Genomic DNA, 19076 nt, shown 5'->3' with positions numbered 1-19076 from the left:
GCGGCATCAACGAATCCCCGGCTAGCACCCCGGCGCCGAGATGATGCCGGAAGATCTTCACCAGGCTCGCGGTGTCCGGTCTCTCGATCGCGATCTCCCGATCGAGGCGTCCCGCCCGCTTCACGGCTGGATCGATGTTCTGCGGGTGGTTCGAGGCCGCGACGACGACCACCCCCGGGCGCTCCTCGACGCCGGCGAGCAGCTCGAGGAACAGGTTCACCACCTGGGTCCAGTACTGGACGTACTCGCCGCGGATGCGCGCGCGGTCGGAGATGCCGTCGAGCTCGTCGATGAACAGGATGCAGGGCGCCTGGGTCCGGGCCTGGGCGAACACCCTGCGGATCGCCTGCAGGGTGCCGGAGAGGTAATCCGATGCGTTCCACTCCGCGACCGAGGTCGCCACCAGCGGAACCCGGGCGGATTTCGCCAGGGCGCGGGCGAAGCTGGTCTTGCCGACGCCCGGCGGGCCCGACAGCAGCAAGCCCCGATTGTCGATGTCGGCCCAGGCGAGGCGGCCGAGCCGATACGCCTGCAGATCGACGGCGAGTGCCAGGCCCCAATCCTTGGCCGCCCCGTACCCGTCGAGTTCCTCGAGTGCCGGACCCGTCTGAAGGTAGTCGGCCTTGGCTGCCATGACCCGGGCGAGCGCATCAATACAGGCATCGGGTGAGGCGGCACCCCGGAATGCGATCGGCAGATCGGCGATGTCGAGGGTGCGAGCCAGATCGGGATCGATCCGCCGTGTCGGGCAGCCCCCGGTGACCGCTTCGATGACGAGGTCGAGTGCGCTCTGATCCAGGCCGGGGAGCGCGATGCGATGTTCGGCAGCGCGCAGGAGATCGCGCGGCAGCTGGCGGGTCGGATCGGGCGCGCATCCGACGATGGGAACCCGCGCGTGGAGCGCCGAGGCCACCATGAGGTTGCCGGCATCGGGTCTGTGCTCCTTAAGCGAGCCGTCGCGAACGAGCAGGCCGGCCTGCGTCGGTTTGAGAGCGACCGCTCTGTTGCCGCTCAGATCGATCACCCGAACGCCGGGTCGGAAGGCGCATCGCTCGAGGACGTCCCGCACCGGCTCGACCAGATCGGGCAGGTGCGTGGTGATGACGACGACCGGCGCCTCGCGCCGCAGACGACGCACGAGGCCGTCCTCCGCCGCGATGGCACGAGCGACGAGCACGGCCACCGCGGCGAGGTCCGCCGGGATGGGGACGTGCTCGGTTTTCCTCTCGCCCTCGGTCTGCGCGAGGATAAGTTCGATCGGATCGTCGCTCCCTTCGTCGTAATCGGGATCCGAGCCGAATTCGCGGTTGAGCTTGATGCTCTTGCGCTCCTCCTGCGCCAGGGTTCGAAGGAACGCGCGCGCGAGCGCGTCGGAGGGCTTGGCATCGGAAAACTGGTCGTGCGGAATGGTCGAGGTCAGCGACATGGCATGATCTCCCACAGCCGGGCAGCGGCGCCGGCCGTCAGCGTGATGGCTGGATTGGATGCAGCGACGCGGCTGGCTCGACGGGGTCTAAGCGCTCGGCGGGCGTCGGCTTCAGGAGATCGCCTGCGGTCTAGGCGATAATCGGCATTTAGAACATAACATGAACAAATGCAAGCGCCTTTCCGTGCTGTGATGGGACGCGCCTCGCTTCAAATGCGTTCGCACTCAATGGCTGGGTTGCATAGCTGGAACGATGCGATGCCTGAATCGAGCGACTCTTCTTCAGCCTACTCTCGCGAGCTAGGAGGATCCGATTTGGATGGTTCGGAGAGCATACGATCAGCGGTGTGCCGGTCGATGACGGCGTTGATGCCGTTTGCCTGTCATAACCGAACATGGTCTATGAAGGATCGGCTGGTTTCCTGTTGACGTCGATTAGCGGACCACGTTCCATTCCTTCGCAGTGCAGCGAACCCGCGGTCCGCGGACCGGCTATCGTCGGCAAAACCAAGATATTGTGTTCCGATGGACGGCAACGAGTTCAAATCTCGGTTAAGATTGCTTGGTCGAACTCAAGCCGCATTTGCTCAAGAAGTCGGCGTTGGTTTGCGTACTGTACAAAATTGGGCGAAAAATGGCCCACCATCCGAGATATCTTATGTGTTAGATATGCTTTTTGATTTTGAAATGCCCCTAGGACCCGTGGATTTAATAGCTTATGATACTAATTTATTAAAGACATCGACTTTTCGAAGGCTAGACTCTCTTCTAAATGTCGCTAAATCTGCGGGTTGTGATGACGATTTCAAAAACGTTGTTCGAAGGTGGCTACTTGAGCGCTGATGCCTGACTCGCGGCACAGTATTCTTTGCGAGCGCAGAGTTTTCTCGGCTCCAATCTGTAATCAGTCCATAATCTGACTCGCACTGAAAGAGTCATGTTCGCCACATTGACTTGATGCGGGGCGAGCAGCATTGACTTAAGCTTAACCATAGTGTTGCAAACGGGCGCGTTCAAAATTATGGTTTGAACAGCCTCACCTTTGCCGAACAGAAATCCACCTCGGCGTCCGAGTACTGCATCTACACCCAGCTTGCGATCTTGTGACCGACCTTGAAGGCCTAAAGCCAAAGGAAGTCGAAAACCGTGCTTAAGGTTTCGCCGACAGCCACTCTGGGATGGTGCACGCTAATCTCGATGCATTGACCGCGACGGGTGTGAAACGCTTTCAGGCTTGAGCTGGTCGCTATCAGGCCAAATCACTCTTCAATGCGCATCCTCACCGAGGCGACAGCCTCATAGAGAACGCCGTCCAGCGTGCTGCATGACGAGGACGCGACCGAGGTCGTAAACCTCGGTCGCCGGTTCTGTCTGATCATCCGCAATCGACGCCACCTCGCGATGACAAATCGCAAGATTCCCGTTCGCGAGAGTCATCCTTCTCGGTAAATCGGAACAAACTACCCGTTTGTAGGAACAAACTTTAGCGAGAAATTACACAGGCGAGCTGTCACACGTCCAGGTTAGCCACGCTTAGCGCGTTCTCCTGGATGAACTCACGCCGCGGCTCGACCACGTCGCCCATCAGCTTGACGAACAGGTCGTCGGCGTCGGTCGTATCCTTGACCTTTACCTGCAGCAGGGAGCGCACGTCGCGGTCCAGCGTCGTTTCCCAGAGCTGCTGGGCGGTCATCTCGCCGAGGCCCTTGTAGCGCTGGAGCTGGAGGCCCTTGCGGCCGAAGGCCATCACCGCCTCGAACAGGGCGACTGGGCCATGCAGAACGGTCTCGTCGGTCTTGCGCATCAGCGTGGCGGGCTCGCCGTAGATCTCCCGGAACGCGTCGGCCCGCTCGGACAGGCGGCGCGCCTCCTGGGACGAGATCAGGCTGGCATCCAGGGTGGCGACCTGCTTGACCCCGCGCAGGGTCCGGGTGAAGCGATAGCCGTCCTCGTGGGCTTCGCCCTGCCAGCCCTGCTCGATCTCGTCGGCGATCAGATCGAGGCGGCGCGCGGTCGTGTCGGCCAGGACCTCGGCCTCGCCCAGCCGCGACGCCGCTTCCCCGTCGAACGCCCCGGCCAGCACCGCCTGTTCGACCACGGAGCGGTCGTAGCGGGTGTGCAGGCCCTGGAGCACGTTGCGGAAGCCCCGCGCCTCCTCGACCAGGCTCTTGAGCTGCGGACCGGTGAACTCGGCACCCGTGGAGAGGCGCAGGATCGCGCCGTCGGTGCCCTGGTCGATCAGGTAATCCTCGAGGGCGCGCTCGTCCTTGAGGTAGATCGCCCGGCGCCCGCGCTCGGCTTTGTAGAGCGGCGGCTGGGCAATGTAGAGGTGGCCGCGGTCGATCAGCTCCGGCATCTGGCGGAAGAAGAACGTCAGCAGCAGGGTCCGGATGTGCGAGCCGTCGACATCCGCGTCGGTCATGATGATGATGCGGTGGTAGCGCAGCTTCTCCGGGTTGAAGCCTTCCCGGTCGGTGGACGAGCGGCCGATGCCGGCGCCGAGCGCGGTGATCAGCGTGCCGATCTCCGCCGAGGACAGCATGCGGTCGGCCCGCACGCGCTCGACGTTGAGGATCTTGCCGCGCAGCGGCAGCACCGCCTGGAACGCCCGGTCGCGGCCCTGCTTGGCCGAGCCGCCGGCGGAATCACCCTCGACCAGCAGGATCTCGCATTTCGACGGGTCGCGCTCCTGGCAATCGGCGAGCTTGCCGGGCAGCGAGGCGATGTCGAGGGCGCCCTTGCGGGTCACGGTCTCGCGGGCCTTGCGGGCGGCCTCGCGGGCGGAGGCCGCCAGCACGACCTTGCTCATCACTGAGCGCGCTTGCTGGGGATTCTCCTCGAGCCAGGTCGAGAGGCCCTCGTTGAGCACGTTCTCCACCGCCGGGCGGACCTCGGACGAGACCAGCTTATCCTTGGTTTGCGAGGAGAATTTCGGGTCCGGCACCTGCACGGAGATGACCGCGGTCAGGCCCTCGCGGCAATCCTCGCCGGTGAGCGAGACCTTCTCCCGCTTGGAGACGCCCGAGGAATCGGCGTAGCCGGTGATTTGCCGGGTCAGCGCCGCCCGGAAGCCGGCCATATGGGTGCCGCCGTCGCGCTGCGGGATGTTGTTGGTGAACGGCAAGGCCGTCTCGTTGAACGAGTCGTTCCACCACAGCGCGACTTCCACCCGGATGCCGTCGCGTTCGGCGCGGACCACCACCGGGTTGGTCATACCGTCGATCGGCTTGCGCGAGCGGTCGAGGTAGCGGACGAACGCCTCGATGCCGCCCTCGTAGTAGAGTTCCTCGCGCTTGTGCTCGGCATGGCGCGCGTCGGTCAGCACGATGCGCACGCCGGAATTGAGGAAGGCGAGCTCGCGCAGGCGCTTCTCCAGCGTGCCGTAGTCGAACTCGATCATCGTGAAGGTGTCGGTGGAGGGCAGGAAGGTCACTTCCGTGCCGCGCCGTCCGTTGCCGGGGCCGACGATCTTGAGCGGCGCCACGGCATCACCGTGACGGAACTCCATCGCGTGCTCCTGGTCGTTGCGCCAGATCCGGAGCCGGAGGAAGGACGACAGCGCGTTCACCACCGAGACGCCGACGCCGTGCAGGCCGCCGGAGACCTTGTAGGAATTCTGGTCGAACTTACCGCCCGCGTGCAGCTGGGTCATGATGACCTCGGCCGCCGAGACGCCCTCCTCCTTGTGGATGTCGGTGGGGATGCCGCGGCCGTTGTCGGACACGGTCACCGAGCCGTCGGCGTTGAGCTGCACGGTGACGAGGTCGGCATGGCCGGCCAGGGCCTCGTCGATGGCGTTGTCCACCACCTCGTAGACCATGTGGTGGAGGCCCGAGCCGTCGTCGGTGTCGCCGATATACATGCCGGGACGCTTGCGGACGGCGTCGAGGCCCTTCAGCACGCGGATCGATTCCGCGCCATACTCGGCGGGCTCGTTCGGGGGGATGTCGGCCATGAAATTCCTCGGGCAGGCGGACCAGTTCGCGACGGAGAGACACGCGCCGTCGGGCGCCCACGCCTGCGCTCTCGCTTGGTCCGCCTGATATAGGGGTTCCGCGTTGAGATTGCACGATTTTACGGGCTCGCGCCGGGCCCGTGCACCCGCTTTTCTGAGGCTCCGCGCTTAACGTCGCGTTAGCCCTGGATGCCGCCCGCGCTCGCCGCGTCCAAACGAGCGATCGCGTCCGCCGAAAGCCGCAGATCGGTGGCGCCGAGCAGGTCGTCGAGCTGTGCCACCGAGGTCGCGCTCGCGATTGGTGCGGTGATGCCGGGCCGAGCGATGATCCAGGCGAGCGCCACCTGGGCTTGGGTCGCGCCGTGGTCCCGGGCGACCGAATCGAGCACGTCGAGCAGCGCGAGGCCGCGCGGGGTCAGGTACTTGCCGACCCGGTTCTCCCGAGCCCGTCCCGCCGCATCCTGCGCGGACCGGTACTTGCCGGTGAGGAAGCCGGCCGCCAGGGAAAAATAGCCGATCACCCCGATCTCTTCGGTCCGGCACAGAGGTTCGAGCTCCGCCTCGTAGCCGCGCTCGGCGAGGCTGTAATCCGGCTGGAGGCATTCGTAACGCGGCAGGCCGGAGGCGGCCGAAACCTTAAGCGCCTCGGCGAGCCGCTTGGCGTCGTAGTTCGAGGCGCCGATCGCTCGGACCTTGCCGGTGGCGATCAGGCGCTCGTAGGCGCGCAGCGTCTCCTCCAGGGGCACCTCGGCATCGTCGGTGTGCGACTGGTAGAGGTCGATCCGGTCGGTCTGGAGCCGCCGCAGGGACGCCTCGCAGGCTTCCTCGATGTGCTTGGCCGAGAGGCCCTTGCCGGCCTCGCCCATATCCATGCCGACCTTGGTCGCCAGCACGATTTTCTCCCGGGCGCCCGGTCGGGCCGCGAACCACGTGCCGATCACCGTCTCGGATTCGCCGCCCTGATGGCCGGGCGCCCAGCGCGAATAGACGTTGGCGGTATCGATGAAGTCGAAGCCGCGCTCCACGAACCGGTCCAGGATCGCGAACGAGGTCGCCTCGTCGGCGGTCCAGCCGAAGACGTTGCCGCCGAGGCAGAAGGGCGCGACCCGGAGGTCGGAGCGGCCGATGCGACGCTTGTCCATGCTGTCAGCCCTGAAGGAAGGGATTGGAGACGCGCTCCTCGCCGAGCGTGCCGGTCGGCCCGTGGCCGGGGATGAAGGAGATGTCGTCGCCCAGCGGCAAAACCTTTTCCTTGATCGCCCGGATCAGCTGCTCGTGGTTGCCGCCCGGCAGGTCGGTGCGGCCGACCGAACCCTTGAACACCACGTCGCCGACCAGCGCGAAGCGCGCGTCCCGGCTCACGAACACGACGCTGCCGGGCGAGTGCCCCGGGCAGTGGAGGATGTCGAAGCCGAGTTCGCCCACGGTCACGGCGTCGCCGTCGTCGAGCCAGCGGTCGGGGGTCACGACCCTCGCCTCGCCGAGCCCGTAATTGGCAGCGGTCTCGGGCAGGGAATCGAGCAGGAACTTGTCGGCGAGGTGCGGCCCTTCGATCGGCACGCCGAGGCGCTCGCGCAGCTCGTCGGCGCCGGCAGCGTGGTCGACATGGCCGTGCGTCAGCAGGATTTTTTCCACGCGCACGCCCTGCTCACGGATGGCGGCCTCGATCCGGTCGAGGTCGCCCCCGGGATCGACCACGGCGCCGACCTTGGTGGCGTCGTCCCAGATCAGCGTGCAGTTCTGCTGGAAGGGCGTGACCGGGATGATCCCGGCGCGGGGCGTTCCTGGCATGGGGTTCCGCAGGTTGGCTGCGCCGCCGTCGGCGCTCTCGATCCGGTTCTAGCGCAGAAGGACGCGCACGGCACCCTGCCGGGTGTGGTCAGGCCGTACCGTCCTTCGGTCGGCGCAGGCTGTCGTGGAGGGCCAGCATCTCGGCCATGCCCAGCGACCGGCTGCTCCAGCGGGTCTCGGCGGTGTTCACTTGCGTGAAGCGGTCGTGGGAGCGGCCGCCATAGGCGCCGAACACCACCGAACCGGCTTCGGGGGCATCGCCCTGCGCGGCGGCGGCGGACGCGTCCGGCCGGTCGATCCGGTACGAGGGCGCCGCCGCCTTGCCGGTGACGCCGATCCGGACCCAGGCATCGCCGTAATGCTTCTGGCACATCCGCATCGTCACCAGAACCTGCCGGAGATAGCCCTCGGCATCGTCCAGGCTCTCCAGGACGTCCGCGATCGTCGCGTCTGGGGGGTAATGTTTCGTCCGAACCATATGCAATCCTGCTCCGCGGCGAGCTTTACCGCGCCAGCCGGGGAAGCGCGAGGCGCTGCCCGATCAGCCCGGCGTCCGCTTCAACAGGGCGTCGAGGCCTCCGACCCGGAACCAATGGTAGCCGTAGCCCTCCAGGAACAGGCAGTGCTCGCCCTCCGGGCCGGCTTGGCTGCGCGCTCCGGTGAGCACGTCGACCAGGATATCGTGCTCCGGCTCGGTCTCGCCGGTCCGGAGCGCGACCTCCACGGGCTCCGGTGCCAGGTTGTGCACGCACAGGACGGCGTTGCCGCGCCATGCGTAGCGCAGGGCCAGGATCGAGTTCTTGCCGGTCGGCACCGCGGTGACGTCGCCCCAGCCGATCTCGGGAGCCTCCTTGCGCTGGCGGATCAGGCTCTGCATCCAGTTCAGCAACGACCCCGAATCGTGGCGCTGGTCGGCGACGTTCACATGGGCGTAGCCGTAGGGGCCGTGATCGATCGGCGGCAGCACCGCGCGCTCGGCCTTGGTGAAGCCGCCCTGGTGCTCGGCTGTCCACTGCATCGGCGTGCGGGCGCAGTCCCGCTCCTTGAGGGTGAGGTCGTCGCCCATGCCGATCTCGTCGCCGTAGCGGAGCACCGGCGTTCCCGGCAGGGTGAACATCAGCGAGTAGGCGAGCCGGATCCGGCGCGGGTCGCCGGCCAGCATCGGGGCGAAGCGGCGGCGGATGCCCCGGTCGTAGAGCTGCATCCGCTTCTCGGGGCCGAACTCCGCGAATACCGCCTCGCGCTGCTTCTCGGTGAGCCGGCCGAGATCCAGTTCGTCGTGGTTGCGCAGGAAGATGCCCCACTGGCACGAGAGCGGACGGGGCTTGGTCCGCTCGATCGCCTTCACCAGCGGGCGGGCATCGTGCGCGGCCAGGGCGTAGAAGGTTGATTGGTTGACCTGGAAGTTGAACATCATGTGCATGCGGTCGGCATCGTCGCCGAAATAGTCGAGATCCTGCTTCGGCAGGACATTGGCCTCGGCCAGGATGATCGCGTCGCCCTTGCGCCATTGCAGGAACTCGCGAAAGTCGCGCAGCATGTCGAACTGCTCGCGCGGCTTGCCGCCGACATCGGCCCCCTTCTCGGCAATCACGAACGGCACCGCGTCCATCCGGAAGCCGGACACGCCGAGTTCGATCCAGAACCCCATGATCTTCAGGATCTCGGCCAGCACCTCGGGATTGGCGGTGTTGAGATCGGGCTGGAAGTCGAAGAACCGATGGAAGTACCAGGCGCCGGCCTTCTCGTCGTAGGTCCAGGTCGTCTCCTGCACGCCCGGGAAGACCATGCCCTCGTCGGTGGTGGCCGGGCGCTCCTTCGACCAGACGTACCAGTCGCGGTAGGGCGATTTTGGGTCCGAGCGGGCGGACTGGAACCAGCGGTGCTTGTCCGAGGTGTGGTTGACCACGAGGTCGATCAGCACCCGCAGGCCCCGTTGCTTGGCCGCGTGCGCGAAGGCGACGAAATCGCCGAGCGAGCCGTAATCGGGATCGACCCCGTAATAGTCGGAAATGTCGTAGCCGCCGTCGCGCTTGGGCGAGGGCTGGAACGGCATCAGCCAGACCGCGGTGGCGCCCAGGCCCTGGATGTAGTCGAGCCGCCGCTCCAGCCCGGCGAAATCGCCGATGCCGTCGCCGTTGGCATCCATGAAGGTGCCGACCGACAGGCAGTAGATGACCGCGTTCTTGTACCAGAGATCGGTGATCATGCCGGTCCTCGCCTTCGCTGCACGACGAACGTCAAGCCTCACGAAAGCGTTGCCGTGGGCTGTCTCAAATCAGCCGCGTTGTGGAGCGCCTATCCACCAGCCCCGGCGTAGCGCTATCCCGGCCGGGCCCTGACTCGCCCCCGAATCCGGACCGCATGAACGCCATCCTGATCAAGCTGTTCGCGACGGCCCTGACGCTGAGCCAGGTCACCACGCGGCCGGACGCGGTGCGGACCCAGTTCGATCCGTTCACCGACCAGGCCGAGGTCGTGCGCCTGCTGCGCGACGGCTGCGCCCACATGCGCAAGGCGTTCGACATCGAGGACATCAACCTCGACGAGCTGATCACCACCGCGATGGAGGATCCGACCAGCGTCGCCGGGCCGGGGGCGCCGAAGATCCTGCACGGGCTCAACCTCGACGAGCTGAACACGAGCTACAAGCAATTCTGCAAGGGCGAAAATCCTGCGATCTCGCCGTTCAATGCCCGAGAGGTCATCGAATTCTACGACAACGCCACCAAAGACCTGCCCACCGCCGAGGCGCTCCGGGACAAGGTCCTGCCTGGCATGACCCGGATCCTCGACGGGTCGGGCAAGCCCTTCGCCGAGACCTTCGAGCCGAACGGCCGCCGCCTCGTGGTGCCGATCACCGCGGTGCCGAACCTGGTGCAGAAGGCGTTCATCGCGGCGGAAGACAAGCGCTTCGAGAGCCACCACGGCATCGACGAGCGCGGGGTGATCCGCGCCTTCATCGGCAACCTCGCCTCGCCCGGGCGCCCGGCCGGCGGCTCGACCATCACCCAGCAGGTGGTGAAGAACCTCTCGGTCGGCGACGACGTCACCTACGAGCGCAAGATCCGCGAGATGATCGTGGCGGCCCGCCTGGAGCGGATCCTGACGAAGCCGCAGATCCTTGGGCTCTACCTCAACGGCATCTATCTCGGCCGCGGCGCCTACGGCATCGAGATGGCGGCGCAGAGTTATTTCGGCAAATCGGTCGGGCAGCTGACCCTGACGGAGGCGGCCCTGCTCGCCGGCATGCCCAAGGGCCCGAACTTCTACAGCCCGGACAAGTACCCCGAGCGGGCGCGCGAGCGGCGCGCCTACGTGCTCGCCCGCCTCAAGGAAGAGGGCACGATCACCGAAGCCGAGATGACGAGTGCGGTGAACGCCGATCTCGGCCTGAAGCCGGTCGACGCGACACGGCGCGATTCGGGATTCTACGTCGTCGATTACCTGAACCGCGAGGCGCGCACCTTCGCCGGGGTGGATTCACTCACCGCCGGCTCGTTCACTGTCCGCTCGACCATCAATGCCGGGCTTCAGCGCGCCGTCGAAGGCGCGTTGCAGGACGGGCTCGCCACTTACGAGCGCGGCACCGGCCGCCAGACCTATACGGGTCCGGAACTCAACCTCGCCGACAGCATCCGCCGGATCCAGGCGGCGACGCCCGCGCCGGAAGGCTCGGTCCAGACCGCCCCCGGGGTGACCGGCGCCCGAGTGGAGCCCGCCAAGGAGGCGGCCAAGCCGGAGACGAAGCCGAGCGCGAAGGCGTCCCGGCCCAAGGTCGCGGCGGCTCCGCAGGTCAAGCCGGTCTGGCTGCGGGCGCTGGAGAGCGCCCGGCCGACTTTGTACGACGTGCACTGGCCCGTCGCGGTGGTGCTCGAAGCCGGCCGCGGGCCGGTGAAGGTCGGCCTCGCCGACGGCCGCACCGCTATCCTCGATCCGGGCATCACCCGCAACCGGTTGCAACTCTACGACGTGGTCCGGGTGAAACTCGCCGAGGGGCGCGGCGCACCTCGGGCGCAGCTCCGGGTCCGGCCGAGCGTCCAGGGTGCCGCCCTGGTGCTGGAGAACCAGACCGGCCGTATCCTGGCGATGGCCGGCGGCTTCTCCTATCCGATGAGCCAGCTCAACCGGGTCACCCAGGCAGTGCGCCAGCCGGGCTCGACCCTGAAGCCCCTCACCTACCTCGCCGCGCTGAATGCCGGGCTCCAGCCCAACACGCTGGTGCTCGATTCGGCGGTGACCCTGCCGCCGATCAGCGGGTCGGGCGAATCCTGGTCGCCGAAGAATTACGAGGGCGGCGGCTCCGGCCCAACGACTCTGCGAAGAGGCCTCGAATTCTCGAAGAACCTCGTCACCGCCCGGCTGCTTCAGGGCGGCATTGCGCCGAAGGCTCCGGCCAGCCTGAAGCGGGTCTGCGACATCGCCCTCGAAGCGCAGATCTACGCCGAGTGCGAGCCCTATTACCCGTTCGTGCTCGGCGCGCAGCCGGTGCGGATGCTGGATCTCGCGGGCTTCTACGCGGCGGTGGCCAACGAGGGCGCCCGCCCGGCGGTCTACGCGCTCGAATCGGTCGAGCGAGACGGCAAGGCGCTCTACACCCACGCCCCCCGCGAGCCGGTGCGGATCGGCTCGGCCGACCGGGTGGCGTTCTACCAGCTCAAGACCATGCTGCAGGGCGTGACCCAGCACGGCACCGCGGCGGCGCTCTCCAAGGTGTCGGCCTATGTCGCGGGCAAGACCGGCACCTCCGAGAACGAGAACGACGCCTGGTTCGCCGGCTTCACCAACGAGATCACCGTGGTGGTCTGGGTCGGCTACGACAACGCCGACGGCAGCCGCAAGACGCTGGGCCGCGGCCAGACCGGCGGCCATGTCTCGGTGCCGATCGCATCGAACATCCTGCAGGCCGCCTGGGCGAACGGCATCCCGAAGACGCCGCTGCGGGGCCCCTCCTCCGAGGCGCGCCCGTTCATCGCCGACCTGCCGATCGATCCCCATAGCGGCCAGCGGGTCGCGGGCGGCGGTTTCCTCGAGCATTTCCGCACGAGCGGCGACGGCAAGATGGCCGACACCCAGTTCCGCTTGGTGCCGCGCGAGACCCTCTACGCCATGCGGCCCGATGCCGAGGATGGCGATCTCAACGGCGCCGAGGACGGGGCGAGCGTCGCGGGCGATGTCGATGGCACCTTGACCGGCGAGCGCCCCGCACCGGATCCCTTCGACCCGTTCGGCGAGCGCCAGCCGCCGCGCAGCCGCCGTGCGCAGGGCGATCTGGATTCCTACGGCCAGGACGCCTACAGGCCCTGGCCCGGCCAGACCGCACGCTCGCCCTTCGGGGACGAGGATGCGCGCCGGCCCCGCCGCCGCGACCCGGATTACCTGTTCGGCGAAGACCCGGGCTACTGACCGCCCCTCGATCGATGAGACGCCCGTTGCGCACGCAGCTTCCTGCCGCCCTCGCCCTCGCCCTGACCGCTGCCAGCCCAGTCTGCGCCCAGACGCCGGCCGCCAACACGGTGCCGGGCTCGGAGCGGATCAAGGAGGTGCCCTCGGTCACCGCCCTCGATCCGGCCGCGATCAAGCCCGGGCAGATCCTGTTCACGGATCACCGCGACAACCCCACGGCGCCGGAGAACGGCCTGATCCCGTACCTGGACTGGCTGCGGACGCGCCCGAATGAGGCCGCGGTGCTGGCGCCCTTCCCCGGCTACAAGGAGCCGGACTACACGGTCACGGTGAACGGCGTGACCAAGCCCCGGCACGAGACCCTGAAGGTCTACGTGGCGGAAGGGCGGTTCGTGGTCCCGCGTCCGGCCGAGGCGATCGACCTCCAGGCCTTCGCCAATCTCGGCTTCGTCCAGAAGATGGACCCGGCGATCAAGCACAAGGCGATCACGGTCGGCGAGGTCACGCCGAACAAGGACCCGGCCGCTGCCTTCGCCAAGCGTCCGGACCGCCCCTGGTGCGAGGCGGCCGGCGCCTGCATCGAGTCGCGCTACGACCTCGAAGGCAAGCTGCCGCTCGGCGTGAAGCTCGCCAACAAGCTCGAAGAGGGCTCGGCCAAAAAAATCGCCGAGTACGTCTCGTTTCAGAGCGAGCTGCGGGTGCTCGGCCCCGACCAGGGCGCGCCGCTCAAGGCGCTCACCAAGATCGACACAACGGTGACGGGCGGCCTTGAGCAGACGATCTTCTGGGTCAACCAGATCCTACGCTTCGGCAAGTTTCTGGCCGTGTTCCAGCCGATGCCGAACGATCCGACCAAGACCGTGGTGACCACCTACATGGCGTTGGCGATCAAAGCCGATGTCCTCGACCGCAAGGCCGAATACGCCCGGGTGCCGGTGCTGAAGAACCTGCTGCCGGCCCAGGTGCTGATGGGCAATTCGAGCTTCAACACCGGCAACTCGATCAGCGCCGGCCTGCCGGTCTACGCCCGCAACCGCATCACCACCTTCGCCGACGCGATCGCGAAGCGCTGAGCGGCCGAAGCATCGTCCCGAAAGGTGGTCGCGGGCTTTCGGAAGACGACGATGCACAAGCAAAACCCGAGCGCCGCGTCGTGGATCCCATATCTGAGACGCAGCGCTTGGGATCAGAACCCGCGGTTGCCGATCGAAGGCAGGGTCGGCTGCGTGTAGGCCCGGTTCACGTCGCGCCTTGTCTGGGTGCCGTTGGTGTCGTTCGAGGCCCGGTAATTGTCGAGCCGGAAGCTCTCGGCCAAACCGCTGCGCCCGTCCGGGCTGTCGGTGTTGCAGGCGCAGAGCCCGCCGACCGCCAGGAACGAGACCGCGAGAAGGGTAAAGCGCATGATTGATCCTGGGCGATGCCGAACCGCGCGAGGGATTGCTATCCGCCGCCGAATCGCAGTTTGAAGAGTCGGTTGCGGCATGGTCAGGGCGGCGACAAGTCCGTCAAGACCGGCGGCGAGGCGTAAACCGATTCCGCCGCCTCCGATGCGCGGCGGCCACGGAAAATCTACCTTTCCACGCGTTAGCGGCGGATAGAGGCCGGCATTTGCTTGAAGTACGGCCCCTCCCCCTGGCGAATCCGGGTCCTTCTGGGCCAGAACCGTCGGCGATGAGCAACGTCCTGCCCTTCCGGCCGCGCCCGACCGTCACCCGCCTCGCCCGCTGCGAGGTCGTGACCGTGGCCGGCGACCTCCTCGCCCTGCTGGAGCAGCTCGAGGACGTGAGTGCCCGCGCCGCGGCGATGGGCCGTCCGGCGCTCGAAGTCGAGCGCACGGTTCAGCATCTCCTCGACGCCGTCGGCGCCGTGGAGCGGGCCCTCGACTGCATCGGTGAGGGCGAACAGGTCGCCCCGGCCTGAGCGGTTTTTTGGTCCGACACCGTGTTGGGCGATGGCCCGCGTTCGGCAGATGCGGCCCCGCCCCGTTCAGGAGCCGGCGGGTTTGGCCGGCGTGTGCATCATAACGGTTGTGCCCGATCCCCGTTACCGGTGTAACCGGAACGGTTTTGCACAATAGATCTTCGGTCGATCCGAACGAAGACCACATCCCATCCGTGGTCCTTCGAAGTTCGACGCCGAAACCTTAATATTCCGGAACCCTCCCGCGCAGCTTGCGGTTGAGTGTCGGGCGCTCGAAAGCGACGCTGGTTCCGGAGGACGTCATGAGGTTTCGCACGGGCAGCACGTTGGCCGTCATCACTGCCGCCGGGCTCCTCGCCGGAACCATCATCCAGGCGCAGGCAGCGGAAGTCGGGTTCCTGGAGATGCTGTTCGGCGCCCGGCCGGCGCCGCAGCCGGTGCAGCAGGTCCAACCCCCGGGCGCGCTCGACGACCGCGCCGTCTACCGGCGCTCGACACCGCGGCTCGGCAGCGCCCGCCACCGCCTCCAGACCCGGTACGCGGCGCTCCCGGTGCGGATCCGCGCCAAGGAGCCGGAAGTCAGCGACCGTCAGACGCCCATCGACATGAAGGGCGGTGCGGCCGCAGCGCTCCTGAAGGACGAGACGCTCCTGCCCGGAGACATCGTCGTCCTGAATACCGGAGCGAAGGTCTTCACCGGCAATCCCGACACGCGCCACGCCATGCGCGATTTCGAGCCGGCCCACACCTCGCGCTTCGTCAGCAAGGGGACCCGCAAGCAACTGGCCGGGCTGTTCACGCCGGTCGGTGCATCGCCCGCGAACGAGGCCCGTCGGGTCGTGGCGCGCGGACCCCAGTCCACGCCGCCGATGGCCACCCCGATCCCGTCGCAACAGGCCGCGATGCGGGTGATCAACGTTTGGAAAACTGCGCCGTAATCGGCCGCCGGCTTCCGATAAGACAGTGTTCGACCCGAGGGTCCTACCCGCGACCTCATCCTGAGGTGCGAGCGCAGCGCCCCTCGAAGGAGCCCTCCAGCTAGCCGCGCGATCCCTGGAGGTCCCCTTCGAGGCCTCCGCTTCGCTGCGGCACCTCAGGATGAGGGAGAGGGCGGGATGTCGACCTGCCTTCACCGGCAGGCGACTGAGATTGCAGTACCGAACAGGCTCTCAGAAAAAGCGTTCCTTGACGACGATCGTATCACCGGGGCGGACCGAGTAGGTCATCGGCACGATCCCCGAGACCAGCCCGCTCCCGGTATCGCGCGTCAGAACCGCGTAGTCCCGGGCGGCCCGCGGCCCAAAGCCGGCGGCGATCGCCACGGCGGTCTCCACCGTCATGCCGTTGACGAACGGGTACTGGCCGGAGGTCGTGACCTCGCCGAGGATATAGAACGGCCGGTAGGTGTCGACCTCGACCGTCACGTGCGGCTCGCGCACGAAGCCGGAGGCGAGCTTGGCTTCGATCGCCCGGGCCGCCTGCCCGGTGGTCTGGCCGCCGACCTGGACGGTGCCGATCAGCGGCATCGCGATCTTGCCGGCCCCATCCACGGCGTAGATGTTCGACAGGTTGTCCTGTCCGAACACGATCACCCGCAATTTGTCGCCCGCCGAGAGCGGGTAGCGCGCCCCGATCGAGCCGGTGCCGGTGGCATCGAGCTGGTCGGTGCGGAAGGTCGGACGCAGGCAGCCGCCGAGCGCCAGAGTCGAGCCAAGAGCGAGAAACAGAGCGCGCCGGTTCATCACCATCGCCGTCATGGGTGCCAAGTCGCCGTGGTGTAGGCCGTTAAGGTTAATGAACCTTGAGCATCCGGGTGCCCGGTCCCGAATAGGCGAAGGCGCAAGCTTTCTTAACGCTCAAGCAACCTTAACGACCTCTAATAGTGGCGGATGGCGCCGCGTGCCGTCCCGTCGGCCTTCGTGCTCAGAGCGTCTCATGTCTCGTATCAGCCTGCGCTCGCTCCCCGCCGTGCCCGCACAGCGGTCCAGCACCCGGGAGGGCGTCGGCCTCGCGCAGGTACCGCAGATCCTGCGCCGGTCGATCGGCTGGATCGTCGGGCCGACCCTGGTGGTGGCGCTGGGCGCGAGCGTCTTCGTCAACGTGGTGAGCCCGCGCTACACCGGCGAGGCGAAGCTGATCCTGGAGAGCCGCGATCCGGCCTTCGCCCGGACCGCGCAGGAGCGCACCGACCAGCTCGCGCCGATCGACGAGCAGGCGGTGGCGAGCCAGGTCCAGGTGGTGATGTCGCGCGACCTCGCCCGGGAGGCGATCCGCCGGCTCAAGCTCGTGGGCAATCCGGAATTCGATCCCGGTTCGAGCAGCATCGGCCCGGTCCAGCGCGTGCTGATGATGCTCGGCATCGGCGCCAACCCGCTCGACCGCCCGGCCGAGGACCGGGTGCTCGATTCCTATTTCGAGCACCTGCTGGTCTATCCGGCCGGCAAGTCGCGGATCCTGGCGATCGAGTTCCGCGCCAAGGATGCCAAGCTTGCGGCCGAGGGCGCCAACACCATCGCGCAGCTCTACATTTCCTCACTTGAGGCCGACAAGGTCGATACCGCCCGCTACGCTTCCTCCTGGCTCGGCGGCAACATCGATGGCCTGCGCAAGCGCGTTGCCGAGGCCGAGGTGAAGGTCGAGGCGTTCCGGGCCAAGAACGGCCTGGTCGGCAGCGGCGGCGCCACCGGCCAGCCGCTGACCACCCAGCAGCTCGGCGAGCTGTCCAGCCAGCTCTCTCAGGCCCGGATCCTGAAGGCCGACCTCGCAGGCCGGGTGAAGGCGATCAAGGACCTGATCAAGGACGGCCGCGCCTTCGAGATCACCGAGGTCGCCAACAACGAGGTGATCCGGCGCATCGTCGACAACCGCATCGCCGTGCGGGCCCAGCTCGCGCTGGAATCGCGTACGCTGCTGCCGGCCCATCCGCGGATCAAGGAGCTGCGCGCCCAGCTCGAAGACCTCGACGCCCAGATCAAGACCTCGGCCGAGCGCGTGGTCCGCACCCTGGAGAACGATGCCAAGATCGCGGGCTCCCGGGTCGAGAGCCTGCAGGCCGCCGTCGACGGCCAGCAGGACGTGGTTGTGAAGGGCAATGCCAGCGAGATCCAGCTCCGGGCCCTGGAGCGGGAGGCCAAGGCGCAGCGCGAGCAGCTCGAATCCTACCTGTCCCGCTACCGCGAGGCGGCCGCCCGCGACGGCGAGAGCGCCACGCCCGCCGATGCCCGCATCGTCTCGCGCGCCGTGACTCCGGAAGTGCCCTCCTTCCCGAAGAAGCTGCCGATCATCGGTTTCGCGACGTTGGTGACCCTGATGCTGGCGGTCGGCGGCGTGCTGGCGAGCGCGCTGCTGTCCGAATCCGGCCGCACCGAGAAGGATACCGATCTCGATCCTGCGGACCGGCCTGCGCGCCGCGAACCGGAGCTGGACCGCCCGGGCTTCGCCTTCCCGGAGGCGATGCCCCCGGCGCATTGGTCCGAGGCCGCGACCGAGGCCGAGCCGGCGACCGTCGCGGCGGCTCCGGTCGCGCCGCCGGCCGCCCCGCGGGCGCCCGCGGAGGCCTACGACCTCGCGCCGCTGATCGCCCGGATCTCGGCCGTGGCACGCGAACCCGGCGATCGCACCGGCTGCCGCGTGCTGGTCATGGAAACGGAGGTTTCCCACGGCGGCGAGGCCCTGCACGACGCGCTGGTTCGCGCGCTGGGTCGCAAGACCAGCCTCGTCACCGTCGATCTGAACGGCGCCGGCGCCGATCTCGGCTTCACCGATCTCGTGGCGGGAGACGCCGCTTTCCTCGACGTGATCCAGCCGGCGCCCGGCAGCACTCTGCACCGGATCGAGGCCGGCCGCGCCGACGCCTCCGTGCTGTTCGCCGAGCCGGACGCCCTCACCCTGACCTTCGAGGCCCTGGCGGAAGCCTATGATTGGGTGGTCTGCCGGCTGCACGCCGCTCCGGGCGCCGTCGATCTGCTCGAACTGGCGGCCGGCTACATGGACAGCGTGATCATCGCCTCGAACGCCTCCGCCAAGGATCCGGCCCTGGCCGACCTCTACGCCATCGCGGAGGATTCGGGCGCCGGGCAGGTTCTGGTCGCGCAGGACCGTTCGGCCGAGCACGACGCGGTGGGCGACCGGTCAACTCCGGAACTCCGGCTTAACGCCGCTTGAAACGAGCGCGCGCCGAGCGAGCCCGGGCCCGAGGCCACAGGCTCTATCCCCCCCATCCCTATCAGATTCATACATTCGCGGATGTGGCGCGGGTCCCCTCTCCCGTGCGGGAGAGGGACAGGGTGAGGGATGCGCGCTTTCCGGAAAACCCTGGTCCCTCACCCCAACCCTCTCCCGCACGGGAGAGGGGGCGCGTGGCGGACTTTGCAAGCCGAGGTGTGAACATCGTAGCCCTCATCCTGCGGTGCTGCGCAGCAGCCTCGAAGGAGCCCTCCAGGGATCGCGCGGCCAGCTGGAGGCCTCCTTCGAGGTCTCCGCTTCGCTCCGCCGCCTCAGGATGAGGGGGTTGAGTTGGAACGCCGCCGCTGACGACTGCGCGTCCCATCCTCTCGTATGACCCCGCGCAACGCGCAT

At 67.4% G+C, this 19076-nt stretch carries 14 protein-coding genes; 6 read left to right on the top strand and 8 right to left on the bottom strand.

Going from position 1 to position 19076, the window contains the following annotated elements:
- Positions 1–1426 (bottom strand): AAA family ATPase (locus tag MKL20_RS22370; protein WP_244038501.1); only part of this gene is annotated, 1426 nt, incomplete at its 3' end.
- Positions 1427–1951: 525 nt separating this feature from the next.
- Between MKL20_RS22370 and MKL20_RS22365 the strand changes: the two genes are divergently transcribed.
- Positions 1952–2269: a helix-turn-helix domain-containing protein gene (locus MKL20_RS22365; protein WP_244038500.1), complete on the top strand. Its 318-nt coding sequence runs from the start codon at positions 1952–1954 to the stop codon at positions 2267–2269.
- Positions 2270–2936: 667 nt separating this feature from the next.
- On the opposite strand, the gene gyrB is transcribed toward MKL20_RS22365, so the two are convergent.
- The 5 genes from gyrB to MKL20_RS22340 form a co-directional block, all read right to left on the bottom strand.
- On the bottom strand, positions 2937–5381 hold the full coding sequence (gene gyrB, locus MKL20_RS22360) for a DNA topoisomerase (ATP-hydrolyzing) subunit B (protein ID WP_244038499.1): 2445 nt from the start codon (positions 5379–5381) through the stop codon (positions 2937–2939).
- 179 nt (positions 5382–5560) lie between these two features.
- The gene (locus MKL20_RS22355; protein ID WP_244038498.1) at positions 5561–6523 is read right to left on the bottom strand and encodes an aldo/keto reductase; all 963 of its coding nucleotides are present in this window, start codon (positions 6521–6523) and stop codon (positions 5561–5563) included.
- Positions 6524–6527: 4 nt separating this feature from the next.
- Positions 6528–7172: an MBL fold metallo-hydrolase gene (locus MKL20_RS22350; RefSeq protein ID WP_243972493.1), complete on the bottom strand. Its 645-nt coding sequence runs from the start codon at positions 7170–7172 to the stop codon at positions 6528–6530.
- A gap of 88 nt (positions 7173–7260) precedes the next feature.
- Positions 7261–7650: a hypothetical protein gene (locus tag MKL20_RS22345; protein ID WP_244038497.1), complete on the bottom strand. Its 390-nt coding sequence runs from the start codon at positions 7648–7650 to the stop codon at positions 7261–7263.
- A gap of 63 nt (positions 7651–7713) precedes the next feature.
- Positions 7714–9381 (bottom strand): alpha-amylase family protein, encoded by a 1668-nt coding sequence (locus MKL20_RS22340; RefSeq protein ID WP_244038496.1) that lies wholly within the window; start codon positions 9379–9381, stop codon positions 7714–7716.
- A 155-nt stretch (positions 9382–9536) separates the two neighbouring features.
- Here MKL20_RS22340 and MKL20_RS22335 point away from each other — a divergent pair, with 155 nt between their 5' ends.
- Positions 9537–12578 (top strand): penicillin-binding protein 1A, encoded by a 3042-nt coding sequence (locus tag MKL20_RS22335; protein ID WP_244038495.1) that lies wholly within the window; start codon positions 9537–9539, stop codon positions 12576–12578.
- 26 nt (positions 12579–12604) lie between these two features.
- Entirely contained in the window at positions 12605–13651 is a 1047-nt protein-coding gene (locus MKL20_RS22330; RefSeq protein ID WP_409568185.1) for a hypothetical protein, read from the top strand.
- Positions 13652–13764: 113 nt separating this feature from the next.
- On the opposite strand, the gene MKL20_RS22325 is transcribed toward MKL20_RS22330, so the two are convergent.
- Entirely contained in the window at positions 13765–13980 is a 216-nt protein-coding gene (locus tag MKL20_RS22325; protein ID WP_007563892.1) for a hypothetical protein, read from the bottom strand.
- A gap of 269 nt (positions 13981–14249) precedes the next feature.
- Here MKL20_RS22325 and MKL20_RS22320 point away from each other — a divergent pair, with 269 nt between their 5' ends.
- Together MKL20_RS22320 and MKL20_RS22315 are read left to right on the top strand one after the other, a co-directional pair.
- Positions 14250–14498: a hypothetical protein gene (locus tag MKL20_RS22320; RefSeq protein WP_243940950.1), complete on the top strand. Its 249-nt coding sequence runs from the start codon at positions 14250–14252 to the stop codon at positions 14496–14498.
- 302 nt (positions 14499–14800) lie between these two features.
- Positions 14801–15436, top strand: coding sequence for a hypothetical protein (locus MKL20_RS22315; RefSeq protein ID WP_244038493.1), 636 nt, complete (start codon positions 14801–14803; stop codon positions 15434–15436).
- A gap of 231 nt (positions 15437–15667) precedes the next feature.
- Here MKL20_RS22315 and MKL20_RS22310 read toward each other — a convergent pair whose 3' ends face one another.
- Positions 15668–16246, bottom strand: coding sequence for a polysaccharide biosynthesis/export family protein (locus MKL20_RS22310; RefSeq protein WP_243972756.1), 579 nt, complete (start codon positions 16244–16246; stop codon positions 15668–15670).
- 187 nt (positions 16247–16433) lie between these two features.
- Here MKL20_RS22310 and MKL20_RS22305 point away from each other — a divergent pair, with 187 nt between their 5' ends.
- Positions 16434–18662: a GumC family protein gene (locus tag MKL20_RS22305; protein WP_244038492.1), complete on the top strand. Its 2229-nt coding sequence runs from the start codon at positions 16434–16436 to the stop codon at positions 18660–18662.
- The last annotated feature ends 414 nt before the right edge of the window (positions 18663–19076 follow it).

Origin of the sequence: Methylobacterium sp. E-066 (genome assembly GCF_022829635.1) — a bacterium.
In the GTDB taxonomy this organism is placed as follows: Bacteria; Pseudomonadota; Alphaproteobacteria; order Rhizobiales; family Beijerinckiaceae; genus Methylobacterium.
The sequence above is the reverse complement of the archived record's forward strand: the minus strand, read 5'-3'. Positions and strand labels throughout refer to the sequence as shown.